Consider the following 21,696-nt stretch of genomic DNA (forward strand, 5'->3'; position numbering starts at 1 on the left):
TGATTAGGGTCACTAGTCTTTCATAGCCCGCTACTTCAAGGAACAGGAAGCTTTAATGAACGAACAACAGATTTTGCTGGCCTTTGGCGGCATTGGCGTGGCCGCACTCGGCTGCCAATGGCTGGCCTGGCGCCTGAAACTGCCGGCCATTCTGTTCCTGTTACTGAGCGGGATTCTGGCAGGACCGATACTGGGCTGGCTCGACCCACAGGAAATGTTCGGCCCTCTGCTGATGCCACTGGTGTCGCTGGCGGTGGCGCTGATTCTGTTTGAAGGCAGCCTGACCCTGCACCTGTCGGAATGGAAGGAAATCGGCAGCGTGGTGCATCGCCTGGTCACGCTTGGCGCGCTGTCGACCTGGGCGGTGATCACCTTGGCGACTCACTGGCTGCTGGGTTTCGACTGGATGCTCGCACTGCTGTTCGGCACGCTGACCTTGGTCACAGGCCCGACCGTCATCGTTCCCATGTTGCGCGTGGTGCGCCCCAAGGCCTCCATCGCCAACATCCTGCGCTGGGAAGGCATTGTCATTGACCCTATCGGCGCCCTGCTGGCCGTCGTGGTGTACAGCTTCATCATCAGCCGTGCTTCCGGCGATGGCTTGAGCCATAGCCTGCTGACCTTCGGCGGGGTGATCGTCTGCGGTAGCCTGTTCGGGATAGCTGGCGGCTGGGTATTGGGGCAGATCATGCGGCGCCAGTGGTTGCCGGAATACCTGCATAACTTGGCGACGCTGGCCGGGGTGCTGGGGGTATTTATCGCCTCAAACGAAGTGATGCATGAATCCGGCTTGCTGGCGGTGACCCTGATGGGCATGTGGATGGCCAACATGAAGGGCGTGGATGTGCGGCACATTCTGCACTTCAAGGAGAACCTCAGCGTGCTGCTGATTTCCGGCCTGTTTATCCTGCTGGCGGCACGCCTGGACTTGAACGCCTTGATTGCGCTGGGACCGTTCGTACTGATCCTGTTGCTGATCATTCAATTCATCGCCCGCCCTCTGAACGTCGCGCTGTCGACCGTCGGCTCGAAACTGAATTGGCGGGAGCGCGCGCTGCTGGCATGGATCGCCCCGCGCGGGATTGTGGCGGCTGCGGTGTCGGCAATCTTTGCGATTCGCCTGGATGAAGCCGGGCACGCCGGTGCGCTGCTGTTGGTGCCACTGACCTTTGCGGTGATCATCGGCACCGTGGTGCTGCAAAGTGCGACCGCACGCCCCTTGGCCCGCCTGCTGAAAGTCGCCGAGCCTGCGCCCAGCGGCTTCCTGATCGTCGGCGCGAACGGCCCGGCCCGCATCCTTGGCAAGGCCTTGCAGCAACTTGGCAGCCGCGTGCTGCTGACGGACTCAAGCTGGGAAAATATCCGCGCCAGTCGGATGGAAGGGCTTCCCACCTATTTCGGCAACCCGGCCTCCCAGCATGCCGAATCGCACCTGGACCTGGTTGGGCTTGGGCATTTGCTGGCGCTCTCCCCGTCCGGCGAACTGAATACCCTGGCCGCGATGCGTTTTCGTCACGACTTCGGCCACCGCCTGTTCACCCTGAGCAGCAGCCAGGAGAGCCGCCGCACCGATAAACACCGAGCCAGCCATGAACACCGTGGCCAGTTGCTGGGCAGTCAACCCTTGAGTTACACCAAGCTCGCCAGCCTATTGGGCCAAGGCGCCGAGCTGTATAGCACGCATCTCACAGAGGGCTTCGGCTGGGAGCAATACCAAACGCTCCATGGGGAACGCGCCACGCTGCTGTTTGCCCGAGATGTCAGCGGGTGGGTGCATGTGGTCACCCCGGACAGCAGTGTGAAGCCCATAGCCGGTTGGACCTTGCTAGCCGTGATCCAACCCGAGAACCACACAACCGGCTGATCAGTCGGCAAACCCAGGCAATACCGGCACCGGGCGTTTGTCGGCGTCAATCGCGACAAAGCTGAACACGCCCTGGATCGCCTTCTCGCGACCATCGGCGCTCATGCTCTCGACGAACACTTCCACTTCAACCTTGAGGCTGGTGTTGCCGACCTTGATCACGCGGCCGATCAGCTCAACGATGGAGCCGGCCGGGATCGCGTGGTTGAAGTCGATGCGGTCGGTGGAGACCGTCACCAGCGGCAGGCGGCAGAAACGGGTGGCCGTGATGAACGACACTTCATCCATCCAGGCCAAGGCGGTGCCGCCAAACAAGGTGTTGTGGTGGTTGGTGGTCGGCGGGAACACGGCCTTGGTCACGTGGGTCACGGACAGGTCGGTGCGGCGCTGGATTTCTTCGAGGCGGGTGGTCATGGACAAATACCGGCAGATAGACAAATTTCAGGCACAAAAAAGCAGCCCGTAGGCTGCTTTTTTCTGCATCGGGAAGCTGGACTTAAGCCAGTTTTTCCTTGATGCGAGCTGCTTTACCGGACAGGTCACGCAGGTAGTACAGCTTGGCTTTACGTACGTCACCGCGACGCTTGACGGCCATGCTGTCGATTTGCGGGCTGTAGGTCTGGAAAGTACGCTCTACGCCAACACCGTTGGAGATTTTACGAACAGTGAAAGCACTGTTCACACCACGGTTACGCTTGGCGATTACCACGCCTTCGAACGCTTGCAGACGCGAACGGTCGCCTTCCTTCACTTTCACCTGAACGACAATGGTGTCGCCCGGGGCAAAGGTAGGGATCTCTTTGGTCATCTGCTCTGCTTCGAGTGCAAGGATGATTTTGTTAGTCATGCTGTGCTCCTAAGGTAAGTCAATGGACCTACCATCGATACGTTGTTAACTATCGTCCCGCGCGAGGATGTATTCCTCGAGCAGCTTCTTCTCTTCTCCAGAAAGCGAGCGGCTTTCCAGAAGATCGGCGCGTCGTTCATAGGTCCGACCAAGGGACTGCTGTAAACGCCAACGCCGGATGTGTGCGTGATTGCCACTTAGCAATACGTCGGGAACACGCTGATCCGCATACACCTCCGGTCGGGTGTAGTGCGGGCAATCCAGCAAACCATCCGTGAAGGAATCTTCCTCCGCGGAGTCCGCATGCCCTAAAGCTCCAGGCAGCAGTCGTGTAACCGCATCTATCAGGACCATCGCCGGCAGCTCGCCGCCGGACAGGACATAGTCCCCAATCGACCACTCTTCATCGACATGAGCTTCAATAAACCGCTCGTCAATGCCTTCATAGCGACCGGCAATCAGGATCAGTGCTTCCTCATTCGCCAGTTCGCGGACCCCAGCCTGTTTCAGCTGACGGCCTTGAGGGGACAGGTAAATTACCTTCGCCTTCTCCCCGGCGGCAGCCTTGGCCTGAACCAACGCGTCTTCCAGGGGCTTGATCTTCATCACCATGCCCGGACCACCGCCAAATGGGCGATCGTCTACAGTGTGATGTCGATCCGTCGTGTAGTCTCGCGGGTTCCAACAGGTGAGCTGCAACAGCCCCTGTTTCACCGCCCGACTGGTGATGCCGTACTCGCTGATGGCGGAAAACATCTCGGGAAACAAACTGATCACTTCAATGCGCAAATTAGCCACGCTTAGAAGTCCGCGTCCCATTCCACCTTCATTTCGCCCGCGACCAGGTCGACGGCCAACACGCATTGCGCCGTATAGGGCAACAGGCGTTCGCGATCATCCAGACTGCCAGCGCAAGGCTTGACCACCATTACATCATTGGCGCCGGTTTCCAGAAGATGATCGATTTTCCCGAACAATTGCCCGAGTTGATCAATAACCTTCAGACCTTCCAGCTGGTACCAGTAGTACTCGCCGTCGGTCAATTCAGGGAACAGGTCTCGCGGCACGCAGATCTCATAACCGGCCAGAAGACGAGCTTCTTCACGGTCATCAAGACCCTTGAGCTTTGCGACCAGGAACTTGTCGCTCCCGCGTCCACTGACCAGCTCAACCTGCTTCACACTCCCTTCGCGCTTGAGCGTCCAGGTCTTGTACTGCAACAGGTTTTCAGTCGGATCAGTAAAGGAATACACCTTCACTTCGCCGCGAACGCCATGAACAGAGTAAATCTTGCCGATAACGATCAAATCATCAGCAACAGCTGGCGTCGCGTTCATATTGCTCAGGCTGCGGCCTTAGCCGAGTCCTTCAACAGTTTTGCAACGCGCTCGGATGGCTGTGCACCCACGCTCAGCCAGTAGGCTACGCGCTCTTGGTTCACGGACAGACGAACTTCTTGACCACGAGCAACAGGGTTGAAGAAACCAACCTGTTCCTTGTGCGAACCGTCACGCGGGTTGCGGCTGTCGGTTACGGTCAAGTGGTAAAACGGGCGCTTTTTGGAGCCGCCAAGGGCAAGACGGATTGTTAGCATGTGAACATCGTTCCTGTAGTCGGTGCTGCAAATCTAAATGCACAGCGGGCATAGGTGCCCGAAAGGCCGCATATTCTAAGGAATATCCGGACTTTTGCAAATGTCTTTTTCTGGCGCCTATCAGCGTGCCACTCAGATCTGCTATAGAGCCGTCGGTTAAAACGGCGAGTCAGCGCCCGCCAACGGCGGGTTTGCTGGAGATCCCACGTCCTTGTGGGTCGGAGCAAAAGCGGGCTTTTGCTCGAATTCTTTACATTTTGGGCATGCCGCCGCCGGGCAACATACCGCCCATGCCGCGCATCATCTTGGCCATTCCGCCTTTTGCGGAGAATTTCTTCATCATCTTCTGCATCTGCTTGTGCTGCTTGATCAAGCGACCGATGTCCTGCACCTGGGTGCCGGAACCCATGGCGATCCGACGTTTGCGCGAACCGCTGATCAGCTCAGGGTCGCGGCGCTCGGCCGGGGTCATGGAATTGATGATGGCTTCCATCTGCTTGAACTGCTTCTCTGCCGCCCCCTGGGCATTGCCCATCTGCGCCAGGTTCACGCCGCCGATGTTCGGCAGCTTGTCCATCAGGCCGCCGAGGCCGCCCATATTCTTCATCTGTTGCAGCTGGTCGCGGAAGTCTTCGAGGTCGAAGCCCTTGCCCTTCTTCAGCTTCTTGGCCAGTTTATCGGCCTTGTCCTTGTCGAGGGTGGCTTCGGCCTGTTCGATCAGGCTGAGCACGTCGCCCATGCCGAGGATGCGCGAGGCGATACGCTCCGGGTGGAACGGTTCGAGCGCTTCGCTCTTCTCGCCCATACCGATGAACTTGATCGGCTTGCCGGTGATGGCACGTACCGAAAGCGCGGCACCGCCACGGGCGTCACCGTCGACCTTGGTCAGGATCACACCGGTCAGCGGCAGCGCGTCGCCGAAGGCCTTGGCGGTGTTGGCCGCATCCTGGCCGGTCATGGCGTCGACCACGAACAGCGTCTCGACCGGGTTGATCGCGGCATGCAGCGCCTTGATCTCGCCCATCATCTCTTCGTCGATGTGCAGGCGACCGGCGGTATCGACGATGACCACGTCGATGAACTTCAGCTTGGCTTCTTTAATAGCCGCGTTCGCGATGTCGACCGGCTTCTGGCTCAGGTCGGACGGGAAGAAGGTCACGCCCACTTCGCCTGCGAGCATTTCCAGCTGCTTGATGGCCGCCGGACGGTAGACGTCAGCCGACACCACCATCACGGACTTCTTCTTGCGCTCTTTAAGGAAGCGCGCCAGCTTGCCAGCGGTGGTGGTCTTACCCGCACCCTGCAGACCGGCCATCAGCACCACGGCCGGTGGCACGGCGCTGAGGTTCAAATCTTCGTTGGCCGCGCCCATCAGGCTTTCGAGTTCGGCCTGGACAATCTTCACAAACGCCTGGCCCGGTGTCAGGCTGCGGGACACTTCGGTGCCCACCGCGCGCTCTTTGACCGAGTTGACGAAGTCCTTCACCACCGGCAAGGCGACGTCGGCTTCCAGCAACGCCATGCGCACTTCGCGCAGGGTATCTTTAATATTGTCCTCGGTCAGCTTGGCCTTGCCGGTGACATGGCGCAGCGTCTGCGAGAGACGGTCAGTCAGATTTTCAAACATGCGCGATCCTTTCAGGCCCTATTCATAGACCGAGGTAATGGCGGCCCAGGCTGTGGTAAATCGCTATTAAAAACAGCGCTCGGCGAGCCTGCGGCGTGGGCAGGTCGCGGATTATAGCGAAGACTGCCGTCATGCACACCCGCTGTCTGGCTTGAGAGTCTTTCGTGTTACGCGGGGGTATGCCAAACTCAGCGCCTTTCGGGCTTGCCTAACAGGATTTATGCTCCCTTTGTCACCCAGTTTGCTACCCAGCCTCGCCGCCGCCCTTTTGTATGCCGCTGCGACTCTCTACCAGGGCACTCGTCTGGCCCAAGGCGCCAAGGCGGACAAACGCCTGCTCGTCGGCTTGGGTGTGCTCGCCCTGCTGGCCCATGCTGCCAGCCTGTTTACCCATTTGATGACCCCCGTCGGCCTGGGCCTGGATTTTTTCAGCGCCGCCAGCCTGATCGCGGCCGCCGTCATCGCATTGACCCTGCTGGCTTGCTACCGGATTCCTGTCGAGAACCTGCTGGTGCTGCTATTCCCGCTGGGCATGCTGACGGTGCTGATGGCGCAATTCGCCCCGACCGGCACGGTGCAGGTGATTGATGAAGAACCGGGCATCCTCGCGCATATCCTGCTGTCGATCCTGGCCTACGGCATGTTCACCATCGCGGTGTTCCAGGCCCTGCTCCTGCTGCTGCAAGACCACCAGCTCAAGCACAAGCACCCCTCGGGGCTGATCAAGAACTTCCCACCGCTGCAAACCATGGAAAGCCTGCTGTTCGGCTTCCTGTGGGCCGGTTGGACGCTGCTGTCGCTGTCGCTGATCTCCGGCTGGCTGTTCGTCGAAAACCTGTTCGCCCAGCACCTGGTGCACAAGACCCTGCTGGCGTGCCTGGCCTGGGTGGTGTTCAGCGTGTTGCTGTGGGGCCGCAACCGCCTCGGCTGGCGCGGGCACAAGGCGATCCGCTGGACCCTGGCCGGTTTCTGCCTGCTGATGCTGGCCTATTTCGGCAGCAAGCTGGTCCGCGAATACATCCTGCATATCTGACGGCCAGCGATCATGGACAACTTGCCCCTGGAGCCGATGCTCGCGGTAATCGCCCTGCTGGTCTTATGGGCCGCACTGTTCACCGCCATCGAAGCCGCGCAACAACACCTGCTGGCCCTGCGCCCCGGCACACGCCAAGGCGACAAGGCCGCCGCCCGCCTGAGCTTCCCGCGTAACAGCCTGATCTTGTGCAACAGCCTGTGTCGCGCCGCCGTGGTGATCCTCTGCACGCTGTTGGCCATTTACGCCTGGGCGCAGAACGGGCCTTGGCTGGGCTGGATGATCTCCTGCGCGATTCTGCTGATTCTGGCCGACTACCTGCCCCGCGCCCTCGCCGTCCGCCATCCGCAGGCCGTGCTGGGCTTTGGCAATACGCTGTTGGGCGTGCCGCTGAAAATCCTTTACCCGCTGGCCTGGCTGCTCAATGGCATCAGCCTGTTGCTGCTGCGCCCGTTCGCACGTAAATCCGGCATCGTGAAAAAGAGCGACGAACCGCTGCCCGACCATGACGACGAGCCGGAAGCCGAATCCGACGAAGGCCGCACCCCAGGCATGCCCGGCATCCACGCCCTGGACAACATCACCGTCAACGACATCCTGGTACCGCGCAGCGAAGTGGACGGCATCAACCTGGATGACTCGATCGAAGAAATCATCGAGCAACTGCGCACCTCCCAGCGCACGCGCCTGCCGGTGTTCCACAGTGACATCAACCAGGTCCAGGCGGTGCTCAATACCCGGCAGATCCAACACCTGCTGCCCGATGCCAGCCTGACCAAAGAGGCCTTGCTCGCCGCCTGCCACGAACCCTACTTCGTCCCGGAAAGCACGCCCCTGCAACTGCAACTGCTGAACTTCCACAAGCAGCAGCGGCGCCTGGGCATGGTGGTGGATGAATACGGCGAAGTGCTGGGTATCGTGACCCTGGAAGATATCCTCGAAGAAATCGTCGGCGAATTCGAAAGCGAACAGAGTGCCGACAACCCGCACATCGAGCCCCAGCCGGACGGCCGCTACATCATCGATGGCGCCGCCTCGATCCGCGAGCTGAACAAAAGCCTGAACTGGCACCTGCCCAGCGACGGCCCCAAGACCCTCAATGGCCTGGTCACCGAAGCACTGGAGACCATTCCGGATTGCGCGGTGTGCCTGAAAATCGGGCGCTATCGCCTGGAAATCCTCGAGACCGAGGACAACCGCGTGAGCAAGGTGCTGATCTGGCACACCAGCCGGATGCCGGTCGCCGTTTAACCCCCTTGTTGGATCCGCAAACCCCTTCCTATAATCGGGGCGGCTTACCAGAGCCGCGCCCGACCGCGTGCTACCCGCACCCAGCGTGTCCAGGCACCGCTTTATCGTGTCTGACCGGTGTTCGCTCCCATCCCGAGCCTTCCCGCGCACAACCCTGATCCATGGGTGTTCGACCAATAATAATCCGCGTCCAAACGCGCAATGACCATCAGGGACACCACCATGAGCACCACGTATAACGAGGCCGCGCCCGCCGCCGCCCCGACCAACTCGACTGCACGGGTTGCCACGGCAAGCATCGTCGGCACCGCCATCGAGTTCTACGACTTCTATATCTACGCCACGGCCGCTGCGCTGGTGATCGGCCCGGTGTTCTTCCCGCAGACCTCCGGCACCGCACAGATGCTGGCGTCGTTCCTGACCTTTGGTATCGCCTTTATCGCCCGCCCGCTGGGTTCGGCGCTGTTCGGCCACTTTGGCGACCGCATCGGGCGTAAGTCCACACTGGTGGCGTCCTTGCTGCTGATGGGCGTGTGTACCACGCTGATTGGCTTACTGCCCGGCTATGACAGCATCGGGGCTTGGGCGCCGATCCTCTTGTGTGTGCTGCGTTTTGGCCAGGGCCTGGGCTTGGGCGGTGAATGGGGCGGCGCGGCGCTGCTGGCGACCGAGAATGCGCCCAAGGGCAAACGTGCCTGGTTTGGCATGTTCCCGCAGCTGGGCCCTTCGATCGGCTTCCTGGCGGCCAACGGTCTGTTCCTGATCCTGGCCATGAGCCTGAACGACGAACAATTCCGCAGCTGGGGCTGGCGCATCCCGTTCATCCTCAGCGCTGCGCTGGTGATGGTTGGCCTGTATGCACGGCTGAAGCTGCATGAAACGCCGGTGTTCGCCAACGCCGTCGCCAAGGAAGCGCCGGTCAAGGTGCCGCTGGTGGAATTGTTCAGCCAGCATTGGCTGCCGGTGTTGCTGGGCGCTGCGTCGATGGTGGTGTGTTACGCGCTGTTCTACATCACCACCGCGTTTTCCCTGAGTTATGGCGTTTCAACCCTGGGCTACAGCCGCGAGACCTTCCTCGGCCTGCTGTGCTTTGCGGTGCTGTTCATGGGACTGGCGACGCCATTGGCGGCGTTGGCCAGCGACCGCTACGGGCGCAAGCCGGTGCTGATCGTCGGCGCGATCCTGGCGATCCTGTCGGGCTTCACCATGGAGCCGTTGCTGACCCACGGCTCGACCTGGGCCGTGGCTTTGTTCCTGGCGCTGGAGCTGTTCCTGATGGGCGTGACCTTCGCGCCGATGGGCGCCATGCTGCCAGAACTGTTCCCGACTCGCGTGCGTTATACCGGCGCTTCGGCGGCGTATAACCTGGGTGGGATTGTGGGCGCGTCGGCCGCACCGTTCTTCGCGACCAAGCTGGTGGCGATGGGTGGGCTGAGTTATGTCGGTGGGTATGTGTCGGCGGCAGCGTTGCTCAGCTTGATTGCTGTGCTGTGCCTGAAAGAGACGCGGGATAACGATTTGAACAAGGTCGCCTGATAGATCGCTATCGCCGGCAAGCCGGCTCCTACAGGAGCTGGTTTGCCGGCGATAGACGCGACGCGGTTACAGCTCTACAACAACAGCCTTCGAAGCACGGGTCGCTTTAGCCCGAGCCGCTTCAATCGACGCATCCCGCGCCAACGCCACACCCATCCGACGCTGACCATTCACTTCCGGCTTACCAAACAGACGCAACGCCGTGTCCGGCTCGCTCAGCGCAGCGCCGAGGTTGGCGAACGCGGTCTGGGTCGACTGCCCTTCCACCAAAATCACCGCCGAAGCCGAAGGCCCGAACTGACGGATCAACGGGATCGGCAAGCCCAGGATGGCGCGCGCGTGCAGCGCGAACTGCGACAGGTCCTGGGAAATCAGGGTCACCAAACCGGTGTCATGCGGGCGCGGCGAGACTTCGCTGAACCACACCTGATCACCCTTGATGAACAGCTCAACGCCAAACAGACCACGACCGCCCAGGGCCTCGGTCACCGCTTTGGCGACGCGCTCGGATTCGGCCAGGGCAATCGGGCTCATGGCCTGCGGCTGCCAGGATTCCTGGTAGTCGCCCTTCTCCTGACGGTGGCCAACCGGTGCACAGAACGTGGTGCCGCCGATGTGACGCACGGTCAACAAAGTAATTTCGTAGTCGAAATCGATAAAGCCTTCAATGATCACGCGGCCTTTACCGGCACGGCCGCCTTCTTGGGCGTAGTCCCAGGCTTTCTGCACGTCGTCGGCACTGCGCAGCAGGCTCTGGCCCTTGCCCGACGAACTCATCACCGGCTTGACCACGCAAGGGAAGCCCAGGTCTTGCACGGCCTTGCTGTAGTCTTCGAACGTATCGGCGAAGTGGTACGGCGAGGTCGGCAGGTCCAGCTCTTCAGCGGCCAAGCGGCGGATGCCTTCACGATTCATGGTCAGCGAGGTGGCGCGTGCGGTCGGGATCACGGTGAAGCCTTCGGCTTCCAGCTCTACCAGGGTGGCGGTGGCGATGGCCTCGATTTCCGGCACGATGAAGTGCGGCTTCTCGGCTTCGATCACCGCACGCAGCGCGGCGCCGTCGAGCATGTTGATAACGTGGCTACGGTGCGCCACCTGCATGGCCGGCGCATTGGCGTAGCGATCCACGGCAATCACTTCAACGCCCAGGCGTTGCAGTTCGATTACCACTTCCTTGCCCAGCTCACCGCAGCCACACAGCAAAACGCGGGTCGCGGTTGGCGACAATGGAGTTCCGATTCGGGTCATCTCAGGTCCTCAGGGGAGCGGATCATTGGGAGAAAGGCCGGCATTTTACATGAACTGCAGCAATTGGCCTCAGTTGGCGACGGCGCGCTTGCGGATGCGCCAGGCCATGATCAGCCACACCACCGTGACCCCGGCGAATTTCGACACCAGCGCGGTGCCCGCTACCGCTGGAGTGAGCGCGCCGATCAAGCCGAAGAAGATGAAGGTATCGAGAGGAATACTCAGCGCCGAACTTATCCACAGGCGGTCGTGCAGCGGGCGCTTGGTGATGCTGAACACCAGCCAGTCGATGCACTCGGACACCGCGAACGCCGTGGCGCTGGCCAGGGCAATGGCCGGGTCGGACGTCACGTACGACAGCACCAGCGCGGCCAGCATGGCGATGATCGCGCCGTGGCCGAAGCGGGTTTGCACCATGTCGCGCAGGATAAAGACCAGGCCGCCCCAGGCGGACCAGATGACGTCCAGGTGCGGGGCGGTGGAGAAGGCGAAGTTGATCAGCACGACGCTGCTGATGTAGGCGATCAGGAAGAGCATGGGAAAGTGGACCTGTGAACAAGGGGCACAGGTTACTTCACATTTGGAAATATGTCGTCTGGGAGGGCCTCATCGCAGGCAAGCCAGCTCCCACAGTTTGAATTGTGAATACCTTCAAATGTGGGAGCTGGCTTGCCTGCGATAGCGGTCTTTCAGGCACCAGATTTCCCGGGAATCATCCACACCAACCCACTCGCCTTCGCCCGCTCATGGCACAACCCCAACACCACTCGGCGCTCGGCATTGTCCATGCGGCTCCAACGCGTAATCTCATCCACCGTGCGCTGGCAGCCGGTGCAAATATCGTCATCGTCCAGCGCACAAATGCTCACGCACGGCGAGGCGACGGGGCGTTCAGTCGGGTTCATTCTTCCTGCTCGACCAGGTCACGCGCATAACGCTGCGAGTTGTGTACATAGTGCGCGGCGCTGGCTTCAAGCATACGCTTCTGCGCATCGGTCAATTCACGCACCACCTTGCCCGGTGAGCCCATCACCAACGAGCCATCGGGAATTTCCTTACCTTCGCCAATCAGCGAATTGGCGCCGATGATGCAATGCTTGCCGATCTTGGCGCCATTGAGGATCACCGCGTTGATGCCGATCAGGCTGTAATCATCCACCGTGCAACCGTGCAACATGGCGTTATGGCCGATGGTCACGCCGGTGCCCAGGGTCAGCGGGTAGCCCATGTCGGTGTGCATCACGCTGCCGTCCTGCACGTTGCTGTTCTTGCCAATCAGGATCAGTTCGTTGTCGCCACGCAACACCGCGTTGAACCAGACGTTGGCGCCCTCCTCCAGCTTGACCTTGCCCACCAGCGTGGCATTCGGTGCCACCCAGCTGTGTGGATGCGTCTCGACGCGGGCGTCGCCCAAGCGGTATTTCATGGTGTTTCCTCACGGCGTTGCCATTCAAGCGATGGCTTAGATGTTGATGAAACTCTTGGGGGGCTGGTGCAGGCTGATCTGGGCGTCGTCATAGAGCAGGTTGATCAACTCGACGATCATGATCGCCGTCAGCCCCCAGATCTTGTATTCGCCGAATCGATAGCTCGGCACATACCAACTACGGCCCTGGTAATCGATCCTGTGGGTATGTTCGCGCGGGTCCTGTCGGAAGAAGTCCAAAGGCACACTGAAGACGGCAGCAATTTCGGCATCGTTGGCCAGGTATTCGACGTAATCGGGGATGACGCCGACATACGGCGTAACCCGAATGCCATGCAGAGAGATCAACGGGCTCAGTGGGCCGATGACTTCCACCAGGCCGGGCGGCAGGCCGATCTCTTCTTCCGCTTCACGTAGCGCGGTGAAAATCAGGTCCGGGTCTTCTGGATCACGGCGTCCACCGGGAAAAGCCACTTCGCCACCATGGGTCGACAGGCCACTGGCGCGCAGGGTCAGGATCAGCTCAGGTTCGTCACTGCGGGTAATCGGCACCAGCACCGCGGCCTCGGGGAAACGCCCGTCGGTCTCAAGCGTATGGGGGGTGTGATTGCTTACCCGGCGAAGTAGCTCGTCCAGCATGAGTCATCTCGGTCTGTTGGCTACCTTGCATCATGCACCAAAGCTCGCGGGTGCCCAACCCCAAAACCCGCGCCGTGTCGCTAAACGACAACTTGTTGCAGCGCCCTGCCCGTCACGCCAAGATAGACGCACTTTCCAGGAACCCCAGCATGAATTTCTGCAGCCAGTGCGGTAAACCGGTTACCCAACGCATCCCCGAAGGCGACGGCCGCCTGCGCTTTGTGTGTGATCACTGCTCGACCATCCACTACCAGAACCCCAATATCGTCGCCGGCACCGTGCCAGTGTGGGGCGATAAAGTGCTGCTGTGCCGCCGCGCCATCGAGCCGCGCCTGGGCTACTGGACCCTGCCCGCAGGCTTCATGGAAAACGGCGAGACCGTGGAACAGGCCGCCATGCGCGAAACCCAGGAAGAAGCCTGCGCCCGCGTGCACAACCTGAACATCTACACGCTGATCGACGTGCCGCACATCAACCAGGTGCACATTTTCTACCGCGCCGAGCTGCTCGACCTGGACTTCGCCGCCGGCCCCGAAAGCCTGGAAGTGCAGCTGTTCGACGAAGCCGACATCCCCTGGTCCGAGCTGGCGTTCCGCACGGTCGGACGTACCCTGGAATACTTTTTCGCTGACCGCAGGCAACAGTCGTTCCCGGTGCGCAGCGAGGCCGTGCCACCCATGGGCAAGCACGCGCCATGACACGAGGGATACCGTCTTTGATGCGTTGGGTGCTTGCTTTCATCTGCCTGTCGTTCGCTACCCTGTCATCGGCTTCCACGGTGCAAACCCTGGGCGGCAAGCCTGTGGAAAAAGTCCTGGTGCTCAAGTCCGCCCATCAGTTGCAGTTGATCAACGACGGCAAACCGTTCAAGACCTACCGCATTTCCCTGGGCAAGAACCCCAAGGGCCACAAGCTGATCGAGGGCGACCGCCGCACGCCAGAGGGCCTGTACTGGATCGACTGGCGCAAGACCAGCGACCGCTTCAACCTGGCCATGCACATCTCCTACCCGAACATCAGCGACGCCGCCCGCGCTCGCCGCGAAGGCGTGAAGCCCGGTAGCATGATCATGATCCACGGCACCCCCGACACCGAGGATTACCCGGAACAGTGGTTCCACACCCTGGACTGGACCGACGGCTGCATCGGCATGCGCAACGTGGACATGCGCGAAGTGTGGAACCTGGTCAAAGACGGCACCCTCATCGAGATTCGTCCGTAATCCCGTACCGTTCGTAAAATAATTCGAAAAAAAATTCCTACCCTGCCCTGCGCCCGCCAGTGAATACCAGTTCACCCCCGCGGGCTGCGCCGTTCTGCGCGCAATAAAAACCTCTCTAATACCACTTGATACCAGGCCCCATTGCGGGGCCCTGAAACCAATGCTTGCACCGTTTTGGCCGCATTGACATGGTATTTAAGTGGTATTAATTTCCGGCCCATACCGGGCGACAACACTCCAATAACCGCATCGGAAACCTGAACGATGAATCCCATCCTGGCCCTGCGCCCCGACGACAAACAATCCACGCCGCTGTACCTGCAATTGGCGCGCAAACTGGAAGCGGCGATCCACGCCGGCCAGTGGACGTCCGAGCAGGCACTGCCGTCAGAACGCGTACTCAGCGAGCAATTGAGCATTTCGCGCGTCACCGCACGCAAGGCGTTGGAAGTGTTGTTTGCCCAAGGGCTGATCCGCCGCAACCAAGGTTCCGGCACCTATATTTCGCCACGTTTGGAACAGCCGCTGTCGCGCCTGTCGGGGTTCAGCGAGATGCTGCGGCTCAAGGGTTTTGTGCCCAGCTCCCAATGGCTGGAGCGTGAGCTGACCCAGCCGACCCACGAAGAGATGATCCGCCTGGGCCTGTCGCCCGCCGACAAAGTGGCACGTCTGAAACGCTTGCGTAAGGCGGACGACACGGTGATGGCGATTGAAATGACCACCATGCCCGCCTCGGTGCTGCCACAGCCACAAGCCATCGGCCACTCGCTGTACGAATACCTGGAAGGCATTGGCAAACCGGTGGTGCGCGCCCTGCAGCATATCCAGGCGATCAACGCCTCGGACGAGTTTGCCAAGCTGGTTGGCATCGCCCCCGGCACCGCCATGCTGCTGATGACCCGGGTCGGCTACACCGCCGACAACACCCCGATCGAAATCACCGACACCTATTGCCGCAACGACTACTACGACTTCGTCGCAGAACTGCGTCGCCACGACTATTCCGCTGAACTGCGAATTTAGAGAACTGCCCATGTCCGAAGACAACATCCTCACGCCCAGCGGCTGGATTCGCGGCCGCCTGGTGCACGAACACGGCAAAGTGGTCGCCATTGAAGGTACGCCTTGCGACCCGACTGACAACGACCTGCCCTACCTGCTGCCGGGCTTTATCGACCTGCACGTGCACGGCGGTGGCGGCGCGGACATCATGGAAGGCCGCGATGCGTTCGAAACCATCACCCGCACCCACGTGCGCTTTGGCACCACCTCGTTGCTGGCCACCACCATGACCGCTCCGGTGGAGGAAATCTCCCGTGTACTCGGCCAGCTCGGCACCTTCTGCGAGCAACGTCCTACCGGCAGCGCGCGTGTACTCGGCGTGCATCTGGAAGGGCCCTACATCAATCCCGGAAAACTCGGCGCCCAACCCAACTTCGCCCACACCGCGTTGATGGCCGAAGTGGAAGCCTACCTGCGCCTGGCGCCGATCCGCGTGATCACCATCGCACCGGAAATCGCCGGCCACGATGCCCTGATTCGCGCCCTCAGCGAACGCGGCGTGCGCATGCAGATCGGCCACACCCTGGGCAGCTACGAAGAAGGCGTCGCCGCCCTCGCCGCCGGTGCCACCAGCTTCACCCATTTGTATAACGCGATGAGCCCGTTGCATCACCGCGAGCCGGGCATCGTCGGCGCCGCGTTGGCCCACGCCCAATACGCCGAATTGATCCCGGATCTGCTCCACGTGCACCCCGGCGCCATGCGCGTGGCCTTGCGCTCGATCCCGTGCCTGTATTGCGTCACCGATTCCACCGCCGCTGCCGGCATGCCCGACGGTGAGTACAAGCTGGGCAGCCACACCGTGACCAAATGCCTGGGCGGCGTGCGTCTGGCCGACGGCACCTTGGCCGGCAGCACGCTGACCATGGACCAGGCGCTGCGCAACCTGGTGAAGATCGGCCTGCCCATCAGCGAAGCCTCACAACGCCTGTCGCAATTTCCTGCGGACTACCTGGGCCTGGAAGAACGCGGCCGCCTGCACCCCGGCAGCTTTGCCGACTGCGTGCGCCTGGACCGCTCCCTGACACTCACCGACGTAATGGTCGAAGGAGAAACCATTGACTTCAAAAATGCTTGAAGAGGCCCTGGCCTCCTGCGACGCCGTCGCCGCCCAACTGCAACGCCTGGACCCGGCGTTGGAAGAAATCGCCGGCCGCCTGCGCCGCCAGCCGCCGCAAGTGGCGATGACCATCGCCCGTGGCAGCTCGGACCATGCCGCCAGCTATTTCGCCTACCTGACCATGCAGCACGTCGGCATTCCGGTGGCGTCGTTGCCGATGTCAGTGGTGACCTTGTTGCAAGCGCCGATGAAAGTCAGCGGCCAGGTGGCGTTTGGCTTCTCCCAGTCGGGGCAAAGTCCGGACTTGGTGAACAGCCTGCGTCTGCTACGCAAGCGCGGGGCCCTGAGTATTTCGCTGGTCAACGCCGAAGACTCGCCCTTGGAAGCCGCCTGCGAATTCCATGTGCCGCTGTGCGCCGGGCCGGAACACAGCGTGGCCGCGACCAAAAGTTTTATCGCCACCCTCAGCGCCAGCGCGCAGTTGATCGGCCACTGGAATCAGGAAACCGCGTTGCTACAAGCCTGCCGCGCCCTGCCCGATGACCTGCGTGCCGCCGCCCAGCAAGATTGGACGGTTGCCATCGACGCCCTGCGCGACTGCCAGCAATTAATGGTCATCGGTCGTGGCGCCGGTTTTGCCATCGCCCAGGAAGCTGCGCTCAAGCTCAAGGAAACCTCAGCGATCCAGGCCGAAGCCTTCAGCAGCGCGGAGGTGCGCCACGGACCGATGGCTTTGATCGGTGACAACTACCCCTTGCTGGTGTTCGCCCCGCGCGGCGCCGAGCAGGCCGGCCTGCTGAGCCTGGCCGCCGACATGCGCCAACGCGGCGCCCGCGTATTGCTGGCTGCGCCGGACGATATCGTCGAGCGCGACCTGACCCTGAGCCGCGCCGAACACCCGACCCTTGACCCGATCCTGGCGATCCAGAGTTTCTACGTGATGGCGGCAGGTTTGGCAGAGGCCCGGGGCATGGACCCGGACCAGCCGCGACACCTGAGCAAAGTTACCCGCACTCACTGAGTCGCGCTTTCCTGATGAGTACCGTGCCCATGTCCTACAACAATAATCAATTGACCCTCAGCGCCCCGTTAAGCGGGCCCGTACTGACCCTGGGCAACGTTCCCGACGAAGTGTTCGCAAGCGGCGCCATGGGCGATGGTATTGCCATCGACCCCCTGAACGATTGCCTGCATGCACCCTGTGACGGCGTGATCATCCATGTCGCACGCACCGGGCACGCCCTGACGATTCGCGCCGAGAACGGTGCCGAGGTGTTGATGCATGTGGGCATCGATACGGTGGAACTGAATGGCGAAGGCTTTGCCTTACTGGTGAAGGAAGGCGCACGGGTGAGCAAGGGCCAGGCGTTGGTGCAGTTTGACCTGGACCGCATTGCGCGCCAGTGCAAGAGCCTGGTCAGCCTGATCATCCTGACCAATGGCGAGCGCTTTGAATTGCGTTCGGTAGCCGGGCAATCGGTTAAGGTGGGTGAGCCGTTGTTGCAGGTCGTGGCGCGTTCGACGGCAGCGGTTCAAACCGCTGTGGATAACTCGGACGCTGAAGTCAGCGCCAGCGTGCGCATCACCCATCGCGGCGGTTTGCATGCGCGCCCGGCGGCGTTGATCCGCAAGACGGCCCAGGGTTTCAGCAGCCAGGCGCAGCTGCATTTCGGTGACAAATCCGCTTCGTGTGACAGCCTGATTGGCTTGCTGGGCCTGGGTATTGGCGAAGGGGATGAGGTACGTGTGAGCTGTCGCGGCAAAGATGCCGACGCCGCGTTGCAGGCCTTGGTCGCGGCGTTGTCCGCCGCCATCAAGGAAGAACACCACACGCCTGTTATTGCTGCACCTCGTCGGGCAAACACCGAGGCCGGCGTGTTGCAAGGCGTGTGCGCTGCACCGGGCCTGGTCTGCGGACCGTTGTTCCGCCTGACCGGTATCGAACTGCCGGCAGACACTGGCAACCACGCCGCCGACGAACAACTGCAACGCCTGGACACCGCCCTGGAGCAAGTACGCGGCGAAATCCGCATGACTCTGGATCAAGCACGCCAGCGCAAGAACGTCGAAGAAGAAGACATCTTCGCCGCCCACCTCGCGCTGATGGAAGACCCTAACTTGCTGGAAGCCGCGACCGGTTCCATTGAACAAGGCAGCGCAGCCACTCACGCCTGGCGCGATGCAATCCAGGCGCAATGCGCGGTACTGCTGGCCCTGGGCAAACCGCTGTTTGCCGAACGCGCCAACGATCTGCGGGATTTGCAACAACGGGTACTGCGTGCGTTGCTGGGTGAAGCCTGGCATTTCGAATTGCCCGCCGGGTCGATTGTCAGCGCCCATGAACTGACCCCGTCTGACCTGCTGCAACTGAGCGCGCAACAGGCCGTCGGCATTTGCATGGCCGAAGGCGGCGCCACCTCCCACGTGGCGATCCTGGCGCGCGGCAAAGGCTTGCCCTGCGTGGTTGCGTTGGGCGCCGAAGTCCTCGACGTGCCCCAAGGCCAACGCGTAGTGCTGGACGCCGCCAACGGCCGCCTGGAACTGGCGCCCAGCGACGCACGCCACGCCGAAGTGCACCAGATTCGCGACGCACAGAAACTGCGTCGCCAGCAGCAACAGGCCCAGGCCCAACAGCCGGCGCGCACCACTGATGGCGTGACCATCGAAGTCGCCGCCAACGTCGCCTCCAGTGCCGAAGCCCAAGTAGCCTTTGAAAACGGCGCAGATGGCGTCGGCCTGCTTCGCACTGAGTTTCTCTTCGTCGACCGCCGCACTGCACCGGATGAACAGGAACAACGCCACGCCTATCAGGCAGTGCTCGATGCGATGGGCGACAAGTCGGTGATCATCCGCACCATCGACGTGGGCGGCGACAAGCAACTCGATTACCTGCCGCTGCCAGTCGAAGCGAATCCGGTGCTGGGCCTGCGCGGCATTCGCCTGGCCCAGGTGCGCCCGGAAGTGCTCGACCAGCAACTGCGTGCGCTGCTGCAGGTCTCCCCACTGGAGCGCTGCCGCATCCTGCTGCCGATGGTCAGTGAGGTGGATGAGCTGCTGCAGATCCGCCAGCGCCTGGATGAGTTGTGCGTAGAGCTGGAACTGACCCAACGCCCCGAACTGGGCGTGATGATCGAAGTCCCCGCCGCCGCGCTGATGGCCGAGCAGTTGGCCAAGCACGCGGACTTCCTGTCCATCGGCACCAATGACCTGTCCCAATACACCCTGGCCATGGACCGCGACCACGCCGGCCTCGCCGCGCGCGTCGATGCGCTGCACCCGGCGCTGCTGCGGCTGATCGCGCAGACTTGCACTGGGGCTGCGAAACACGGGCGATGGGTCGGTGTGTGTGGCGCCCTCGCCTCCGATCCGCTCGCCACGCCGGTGCTGGTCGGCCTGGGGGTCAGCGAGCTGTCGGTGAGCCCGCCGCAGATTGGAGAGATCAAGGACCGCGTCCGCCACCTGGACGCGGCGCAATGCCGGCAATTGAGCCAAGGCCTGCTCGACCTGAGCAGCGCCAAGGCCGTTCGCCAGGCCTGTCAACACCACTGGCCGCTGAGCTGACAACAACAAGAAAAAAGGAGACTCGCCATGTACCAACATTTCATCGAAGGCCTGCAACGCCTGGGCCGTGCACTGATGCTGCCGATTGCGATCCTACCGATCGCCGGCCTCTTGCTGCGCCTGGGTGACACCGATCTTTTGAACATCGCGGTGATGCACGACGCCGGGCAGGCGATCTTCGCCAACCTGGCGCTGATCTTTGCTATCGGCATCGCCGTGGGGTTTGCCCGCGACAACAACGGCACGGCCGGTTTGGCGGGTGCGATTGGATACTTGGTGATGGTCTCCACGCTCAAGGTGATGGACACGTCCATCAACATGGGCATGCTTGCCGGTATCGCCAGTGGCCTGATGGCGGGCGGGCTGTACAACCGCTTCAAGGACATCAAGCTGCCGGAGTACCTGGCGTTCTTTGGTGGGCGACGGTTTGTGCCGATCGTCACCGGGTTCAGTGCGGTCGGATTGGGCGTGATCTTTGGTTTGATCTGGCCGCCGATCCAGCACGGCATCAACAGCTTCGGCGTGTTGTTGATGGAAAGCGGCAGCCTGGGTGCGTTTGTGTTTGGCGTGTTCAACCGCCTGCTGATCGTCACCGGCCTGCACCACATCCTCAACAATATGGCCTGGTTTGTATTCGGCACCTTCACTGACCCGGTGACCGGCGCGGTAGTCACCGGTGACCTGACGCGTTACTTCGCGGGTGACCCGAAAGGCGGCCAGTTCATGACCGGCATGTTTCCCGTGATGCTGTTTGGCCTGCCGGCTGCGTGTTTGGCGATGTACCGCAATGCATTGCCGGAGCGCCGTAAAGTGATGGGCGGGATTTTCCTGTCGATGGCGCTGACTTCGTTCCTGACCGGGGTGACCGAGCCGATTGAGTTCGCCTTCATGTTCCTGGCGCCGTTCCTGTACCTGATCCATGCGGTGCTGACCGGCCTGTCGATGGCGGTCACCAATATGCTGAATATCCACCTCGGGTTTACCTTCTCCGGTGGGTTTATCGACATGGTGCTGGGTTGGGGCAAGTCCACCAACGGCTGGCTGGTATTCCCGGTTGGTTTGGCCTATGCGCTGATCTATTACAGCGTGTTCAACTACTGCATTCGCCGCTTCAACCTGAAAACGCCGGGGCGTGAAGACATCCAGGTGGTGCAGGCTGAGGTGATGACGGATAACCAGCGCGCCACGGCCTACATCCAGGCCTTGGGCGGGGCAGAGAACCTGCTGAGCGTGGGGGCATGCACGACGCGTCTGCGCTTGGACATGGTTGATCGCAACAAGGCCGTGGATGCGGAGTTGAAAGCGCTGGGTGCCATGGCGGTGGTGCGGCCGGGGAATGGCGGGAGTTTGCAGGTGGTGGTGGGGCCGATGGCCGATAGCATTGCTGATGAGATTCGCCTGGCCATGCCGTCGTTTGTTGCCAGTGCACCGGTGGCGGTTGCGCCAGTGGATAAGCCGGTGACGGTGAATGTGCAGGAAGCCGAGAAATGGCTGAATGCGTTGGGTGGCCGGGGAAATGTTCGCCAGTTGGAAGCGGTGGCGATGACCCGGTTACGGGTGAAGTTGGGGGATGATTCGGTGTTGTCTGAAGCTGACCTGACTGCGCTGGGTTGCCAAGGCGTTAGCCAACTGGATAGCGGTGTTTGGCACTTGTTGATTGGTGACAAGGCGTCGGGGTTGGGGGAAGCACTGGAGCGGTTGGTCGCCCGCCCGATCAACGCCTGAT

The 21,696-nt window shown here is 61.5% G+C and carries 22 protein-coding genes; 11 read left to right on the top strand and 11 right to left on the bottom strand.

All coding sequences use genetic code 11. The features are described from left to right. Positions 1–55: 55 nt before the first annotated feature. Positions 56–1,864, top strand: coding sequence for a cation:proton antiporter (locus OZ428_RS27480; protein WP_269131922.1), 1,809 nt, complete (start codon positions 56–58; stop codon positions 1,862–1,864). Here OZ428_RS27480 and OZ428_RS27485 read toward each other — a convergent pair whose 3' ends face one another. The 6 genes from OZ428_RS27485 to ffh form a co-directional block, all read right to left on the bottom strand. Then, positions 1,865–2,278, bottom strand: coding sequence for an acyl-CoA thioesterase (locus OZ428_RS27485; protein ID WP_016977715.1), 414 nt, complete (start codon positions 2,276–2,278; stop codon positions 1,865–1,867). It abuts the gene before it with no gap. An 82-nt stretch (positions 2,279–2,360) separates the two neighbouring features. Then, positions 2,361–2,711, bottom strand: a complete 351-nt coding sequence (gene rplS, locus OZ428_RS27490) for a 50S ribosomal protein L19 (protein ID WP_003175895.1) — start codon at positions 2,709–2,711, stop codon at positions 2,361–2,363. Between the two features lie 45 nt (positions 2,712–2,756). After that, a complete protein-coding gene (gene trmD / locus OZ428_RS27495; RefSeq protein WP_016977714.1) occupies positions 2,757–3,530 on the bottom strand; it encodes a tRNA (guanosine(37)-N1)-methyltransferase TrmD in 774 nt (257 codons plus the stop codon). Beyond that, positions 3,512–4,048: a ribosome maturation factor RimM gene (gene rimM, locus OZ428_RS27500; RefSeq protein WP_033898585.1), complete on the bottom strand. Its 537-nt coding sequence runs from the start codon at positions 4,046–4,048 to the stop codon at positions 3,512–3,514. Before rimM ends, trmD begins: the two co-directional genes overlap by 19 nt. A gap of 5 nt (positions 4,049–4,053) precedes the next feature. Next, positions 4,054–4,305 carry a 30S ribosomal protein S16 gene (gene rpsP / locus OZ428_RS27505; protein ID WP_003175899.1) on the bottom strand — a complete coding sequence of 84 codons (252 nt, stop codon included), beginning with the start codon at positions 4,303–4,305 and terminating at the stop codon, positions 4,054–4,056. 250 nt (positions 4,306–4,555) lie between these two features. Next, the gene (gene ffh / locus OZ428_RS27510) at positions 4,556–5,932 is read right to left on the bottom strand and encodes a signal recognition particle protein (protein WP_003193965.1); all 1,377 of its coding nucleotides are present in this window, start codon (positions 5,930–5,932) and stop codon (positions 4,556–4,558) included. Positions 5,933–6,152: 220 nt separating this feature from the next. Here ffh and OZ428_RS27515 point away from each other — a divergent pair, with 220 nt between their 5' ends. The 3 genes from OZ428_RS27515 to OZ428_RS27525 all read left to right on the top strand — a co-directional run bounded on the left by OZ428_RS27515 (position 6,153) and on the right by OZ428_RS27525 (position 9,752). Continuing rightward, complete coding sequence (locus OZ428_RS27515; protein ID WP_425504243.1) at positions 6,153–6,965, top strand: cytochrome C assembly family protein; 813 nt, start codon at positions 6,153–6,155, stop codon at positions 6,963–6,965. A gap of 12 nt (positions 6,966–6,977) precedes the next feature. Further along, positions 6,978–8,216 carry a transporter associated domain-containing protein gene (locus tag OZ428_RS27520; RefSeq protein ID WP_269131923.1) on the top strand — a complete coding sequence of 413 codons (1,239 nt, stop codon included), beginning with the start codon at positions 6,978–6,980 and terminating at the stop codon, positions 8,214–8,216. Positions 8,217–8,438: 222 nt separating this feature from the next. Continuing rightward, positions 8,439–9,752 (top strand): MFS transporter, encoded by a 1,314-nt coding sequence (locus OZ428_RS27525; RefSeq protein ID WP_061433966.1) that lies wholly within the window; start codon positions 8,439–8,441, stop codon positions 9,750–9,752. A 66-nt stretch (positions 9,753–9,818) separates the two neighbouring features. Here OZ428_RS27525 and purT read toward each other — a convergent pair whose 3' ends face one another. The 5 genes from purT to OZ428_RS27550 all read right to left on the bottom strand — a co-directional run bounded on the left by purT (position 9,819) and on the right by OZ428_RS27550 (position 13,065). Further along, positions 9,819–11,000, bottom strand: a complete 1,182-nt coding sequence (gene purT / locus OZ428_RS27530) for a formate-dependent phosphoribosylglycinamide formyltransferase (RefSeq protein WP_178955256.1) — start codon at positions 10,998–11,000, stop codon at positions 9,819–9,821. Between the two features lie 69 nt (positions 11,001–11,069). Further along, positions 11,070–11,537, bottom strand: a complete 468-nt coding sequence (locus OZ428_RS27535; RefSeq protein WP_015885703.1) for a VUT family protein — start codon at positions 11,535–11,537, stop codon at positions 11,070–11,072. Between the two features lie 152 nt (positions 11,538–11,689). Beyond that, positions 11,690–11,905 carry a DUF1289 domain-containing protein gene (locus OZ428_RS27540; RefSeq protein ID WP_269131924.1) on the bottom strand — a complete coding sequence of 72 codons (216 nt, stop codon included), beginning with the start codon at positions 11,903–11,905 and terminating at the stop codon, positions 11,690–11,692. Then, complete coding sequence (locus OZ428_RS27545) at positions 11,902–12,426, bottom strand: gamma carbonic anhydrase family protein (protein WP_028617818.1); 525 nt, start codon at positions 12,424–12,426, stop codon at positions 11,902–11,904. Before OZ428_RS27545 ends, OZ428_RS27540 begins: the two co-directional genes overlap by 4 nt. Positions 12,427–12,462: 36 nt before the next feature. Beyond that, positions 12,463–13,065 carry a CoA pyrophosphatase gene (locus OZ428_RS27550; RefSeq protein WP_033898592.1) on the bottom strand — a complete coding sequence of 201 codons (603 nt, stop codon included), beginning with the start codon at positions 13,063–13,065 and terminating at the stop codon, positions 12,463–12,465. Between the two features lie 149 nt (positions 13,066–13,214). Between OZ428_RS27550 and OZ428_RS27555 the strand changes: the two genes are divergently transcribed. The 7 genes from OZ428_RS27555 to nagE all read left to right on the top strand — a co-directional run bounded on the left by OZ428_RS27555 (position 13,215) and on the right by nagE (position 21,695). Continuing rightward, positions 13,215–13,763 carry an NUDIX hydrolase gene (locus tag OZ428_RS27555; RefSeq protein ID WP_269131925.1) on the top strand — a complete coding sequence of 183 codons (549 nt, stop codon included), beginning with the start codon at positions 13,215–13,217 and terminating at the stop codon, positions 13,761–13,763. A 20-nt stretch (positions 13,764–13,783) separates the two neighbouring features. After that, entirely contained in the window at positions 13,784–14,287 is a 504-nt protein-coding gene (locus OZ428_RS27560) for a L,D-transpeptidase family protein (protein ID WP_269131926.1), read from the top strand. Between the two features lie 264 nt (positions 14,288–14,551). Further along, complete coding sequence (locus OZ428_RS27565) at positions 14,552–15,310, top strand: GntR family transcriptional regulator (RefSeq protein ID WP_016977704.1); 759 nt, start codon at positions 14,552–14,554, stop codon at positions 15,308–15,310. 10 nt (positions 15,311–15,320) lie between these two features. Beyond that, a complete protein-coding gene (gene nagA, locus OZ428_RS27570) occupies positions 15,321–16,427 on the top strand; it encodes an N-acetylglucosamine-6-phosphate deacetylase (RefSeq protein WP_269131927.1) in 1,107 nt (368 codons plus the stop codon). Further along, complete coding sequence (locus OZ428_RS27575; RefSeq protein ID WP_269131928.1) at positions 16,408–17,430, top strand: SIS domain-containing protein; 1,023 nt, start codon at positions 16,408–16,410, stop codon at positions 17,428–17,430. Before nagA ends, OZ428_RS27575 begins: the two co-directional genes overlap by 20 nt. A 29-nt stretch (positions 17,431–17,459) precedes the next feature. Then, positions 17,460–19,970: a phosphoenolpyruvate--protein phosphotransferase gene (gene ptsP / locus OZ428_RS27580; RefSeq protein WP_269131929.1), complete on the top strand. Its 2,511-nt coding sequence runs from the start codon at positions 17,460–17,462 to the stop codon at positions 19,968–19,970. Positions 19,971–19,997: 27 nt separating this feature from the next. Continuing rightward, complete coding sequence (gene nagE / locus OZ428_RS27585; RefSeq protein ID WP_269131930.1) at positions 19,998–21,695, top strand: N-acetylglucosamine-specific PTS transporter subunit IIBC; 1,698 nt, start codon at positions 19,998–20,000, stop codon at positions 21,693–21,695. Position 21,696: the final 1 nt, after the last annotated feature.

The sequence above is a fragment of the Pseudomonas sp. GXZC genome (assembly GCF_026967615.1).
GTDB lineage: Bacteria > Pseudomonadota > Gammaproteobacteria > Pseudomonadales > Pseudomonadaceae > Aquipseudomonas > Aquipseudomonas azotoformans_A.

Bases quoted from the DNA above. Each gene is read 5' to 3' on its own strand.
- OZ428_RS27480 (WP_269131922.1), top strand. From the start codon at position 56: ATGAACGAACAACAGATTTTGCTGGCCTTTGGCGGCATTGGCGTGGCC.
- ffh (WP_003193965.1), bottom strand. From the start codon at position 5,932: ATGTTTGAAAATCTGACTGACCGTCTCTCGCAGACGCTGCGCCATGTC.
- rplS (WP_003175895.1), bottom strand. From the start codon at position 2,711: ATGACTAACAAAATCATCCTTGCACTCGAAGCAGAGCAGATGACCAAA.
- OZ428_RS27535 (WP_015885703.1), bottom strand. From the start codon at position 11,537: ATGCTCTTCCTGATCGCCTACATCAGCAGCGTCGTGCTGATCAACTTC.
- nagA (WP_269131927.1), top strand. From the start codon at position 15,321: ATGTCCGAAGACAACATCCTCACGCCCAGCGGCTGGATTCGCGGCCGC.
- OZ428_RS27520 (WP_269131923.1), top strand. From the start codon at position 6,978: ATGGACAACTTGCCCCTGGAGCCGATGCTCGCGGTAATCGCCCTGCTG.
- OZ428_RS27565 (WP_016977704.1), top strand. From the start codon at position 14,552: ATGAATCCCATCCTGGCCCTGCGCCCCGACGACAAACAATCCACGCCG.
- OZ428_RS27515 (WP_425504243.1), top strand. From the start codon at position 6,153: ATGCTCCCTTTGTCACCCAGTTTGCTACCCAGCCTCGCCGCCGCCCTT.
- ptsP (WP_269131929.1), top strand. From the start codon at position 17,460: ATGTCCTACAACAATAATCAATTGACCCTCAGCGCCCCGTTAAGCGGG.
- rimM (WP_033898585.1), bottom strand. From the start codon at position 4,048: ATGAACGCGACGCCAGCTGTTGCTGATGATTTGATCGTTATCGGCAAG.
- OZ428_RS27540 (WP_269131924.1), bottom strand. From the start codon at position 11,905: ATGAACCCGACTGAACGCCCCGTCGCCTCGCCGTGCGTGAGCATTTGT.
- OZ428_RS27560 (WP_269131926.1), top strand. From the start codon at position 13,784: ATGCGTTGGGTGCTTGCTTTCATCTGCCTGTCGTTCGCTACCCTGTCA.
- purT (WP_178955256.1), bottom strand. From the start codon at position 11,000: ATGACCCGAATCGGAACTCCATTGTCGCCAACCGCGACCCGCGTTTTG.
- OZ428_RS27545 (WP_028617818.1), bottom strand. From the start codon at position 12,426: ATGAAATACCGCTTGGGCGACGCCCGCGTCGAGACGCATCCACACAGC.
- trmD (WP_016977714.1), bottom strand. From the start codon at position 3,530: ATGGGACGCGGACTTCTAAGCGTGGCTAATTTGCGCATTGAAGTGATC.
- OZ428_RS27485 (WP_016977715.1), bottom strand. From the start codon at position 2,278: ATGACCACCCGCCTCGAAGAAATCCAGCGCCGCACCGACCTGTCCGTG.
- OZ428_RS27555 (WP_269131925.1), top strand. From the start codon at position 13,215: ATGAATTTCTGCAGCCAGTGCGGTAAACCGGTTACCCAACGCATCCCC.
- rpsP (WP_003175899.1), bottom strand. From the start codon at position 4,305: ATGCTAACAATCCGTCTTGCCCTTGGCGGCTCCAAAAAGCGCCCGTTT.
- OZ428_RS27550 (WP_033898592.1), bottom strand. From the start codon at position 13,065: ATGCTGGACGAGCTACTTCGCCGGGTAAGCAATCACACCCCCCATACG.
- OZ428_RS27525 (WP_061433966.1), top strand. From the start codon at position 8,439: ATGAGCACCACGTATAACGAGGCCGCGCCCGCCGCCGCCCCGACCAAC.
- nagE (WP_269131930.1), top strand. From the start codon at position 19,998: ATGTACCAACATTTCATCGAAGGCCTGCAACGCCTGGGCCGTGCACTG.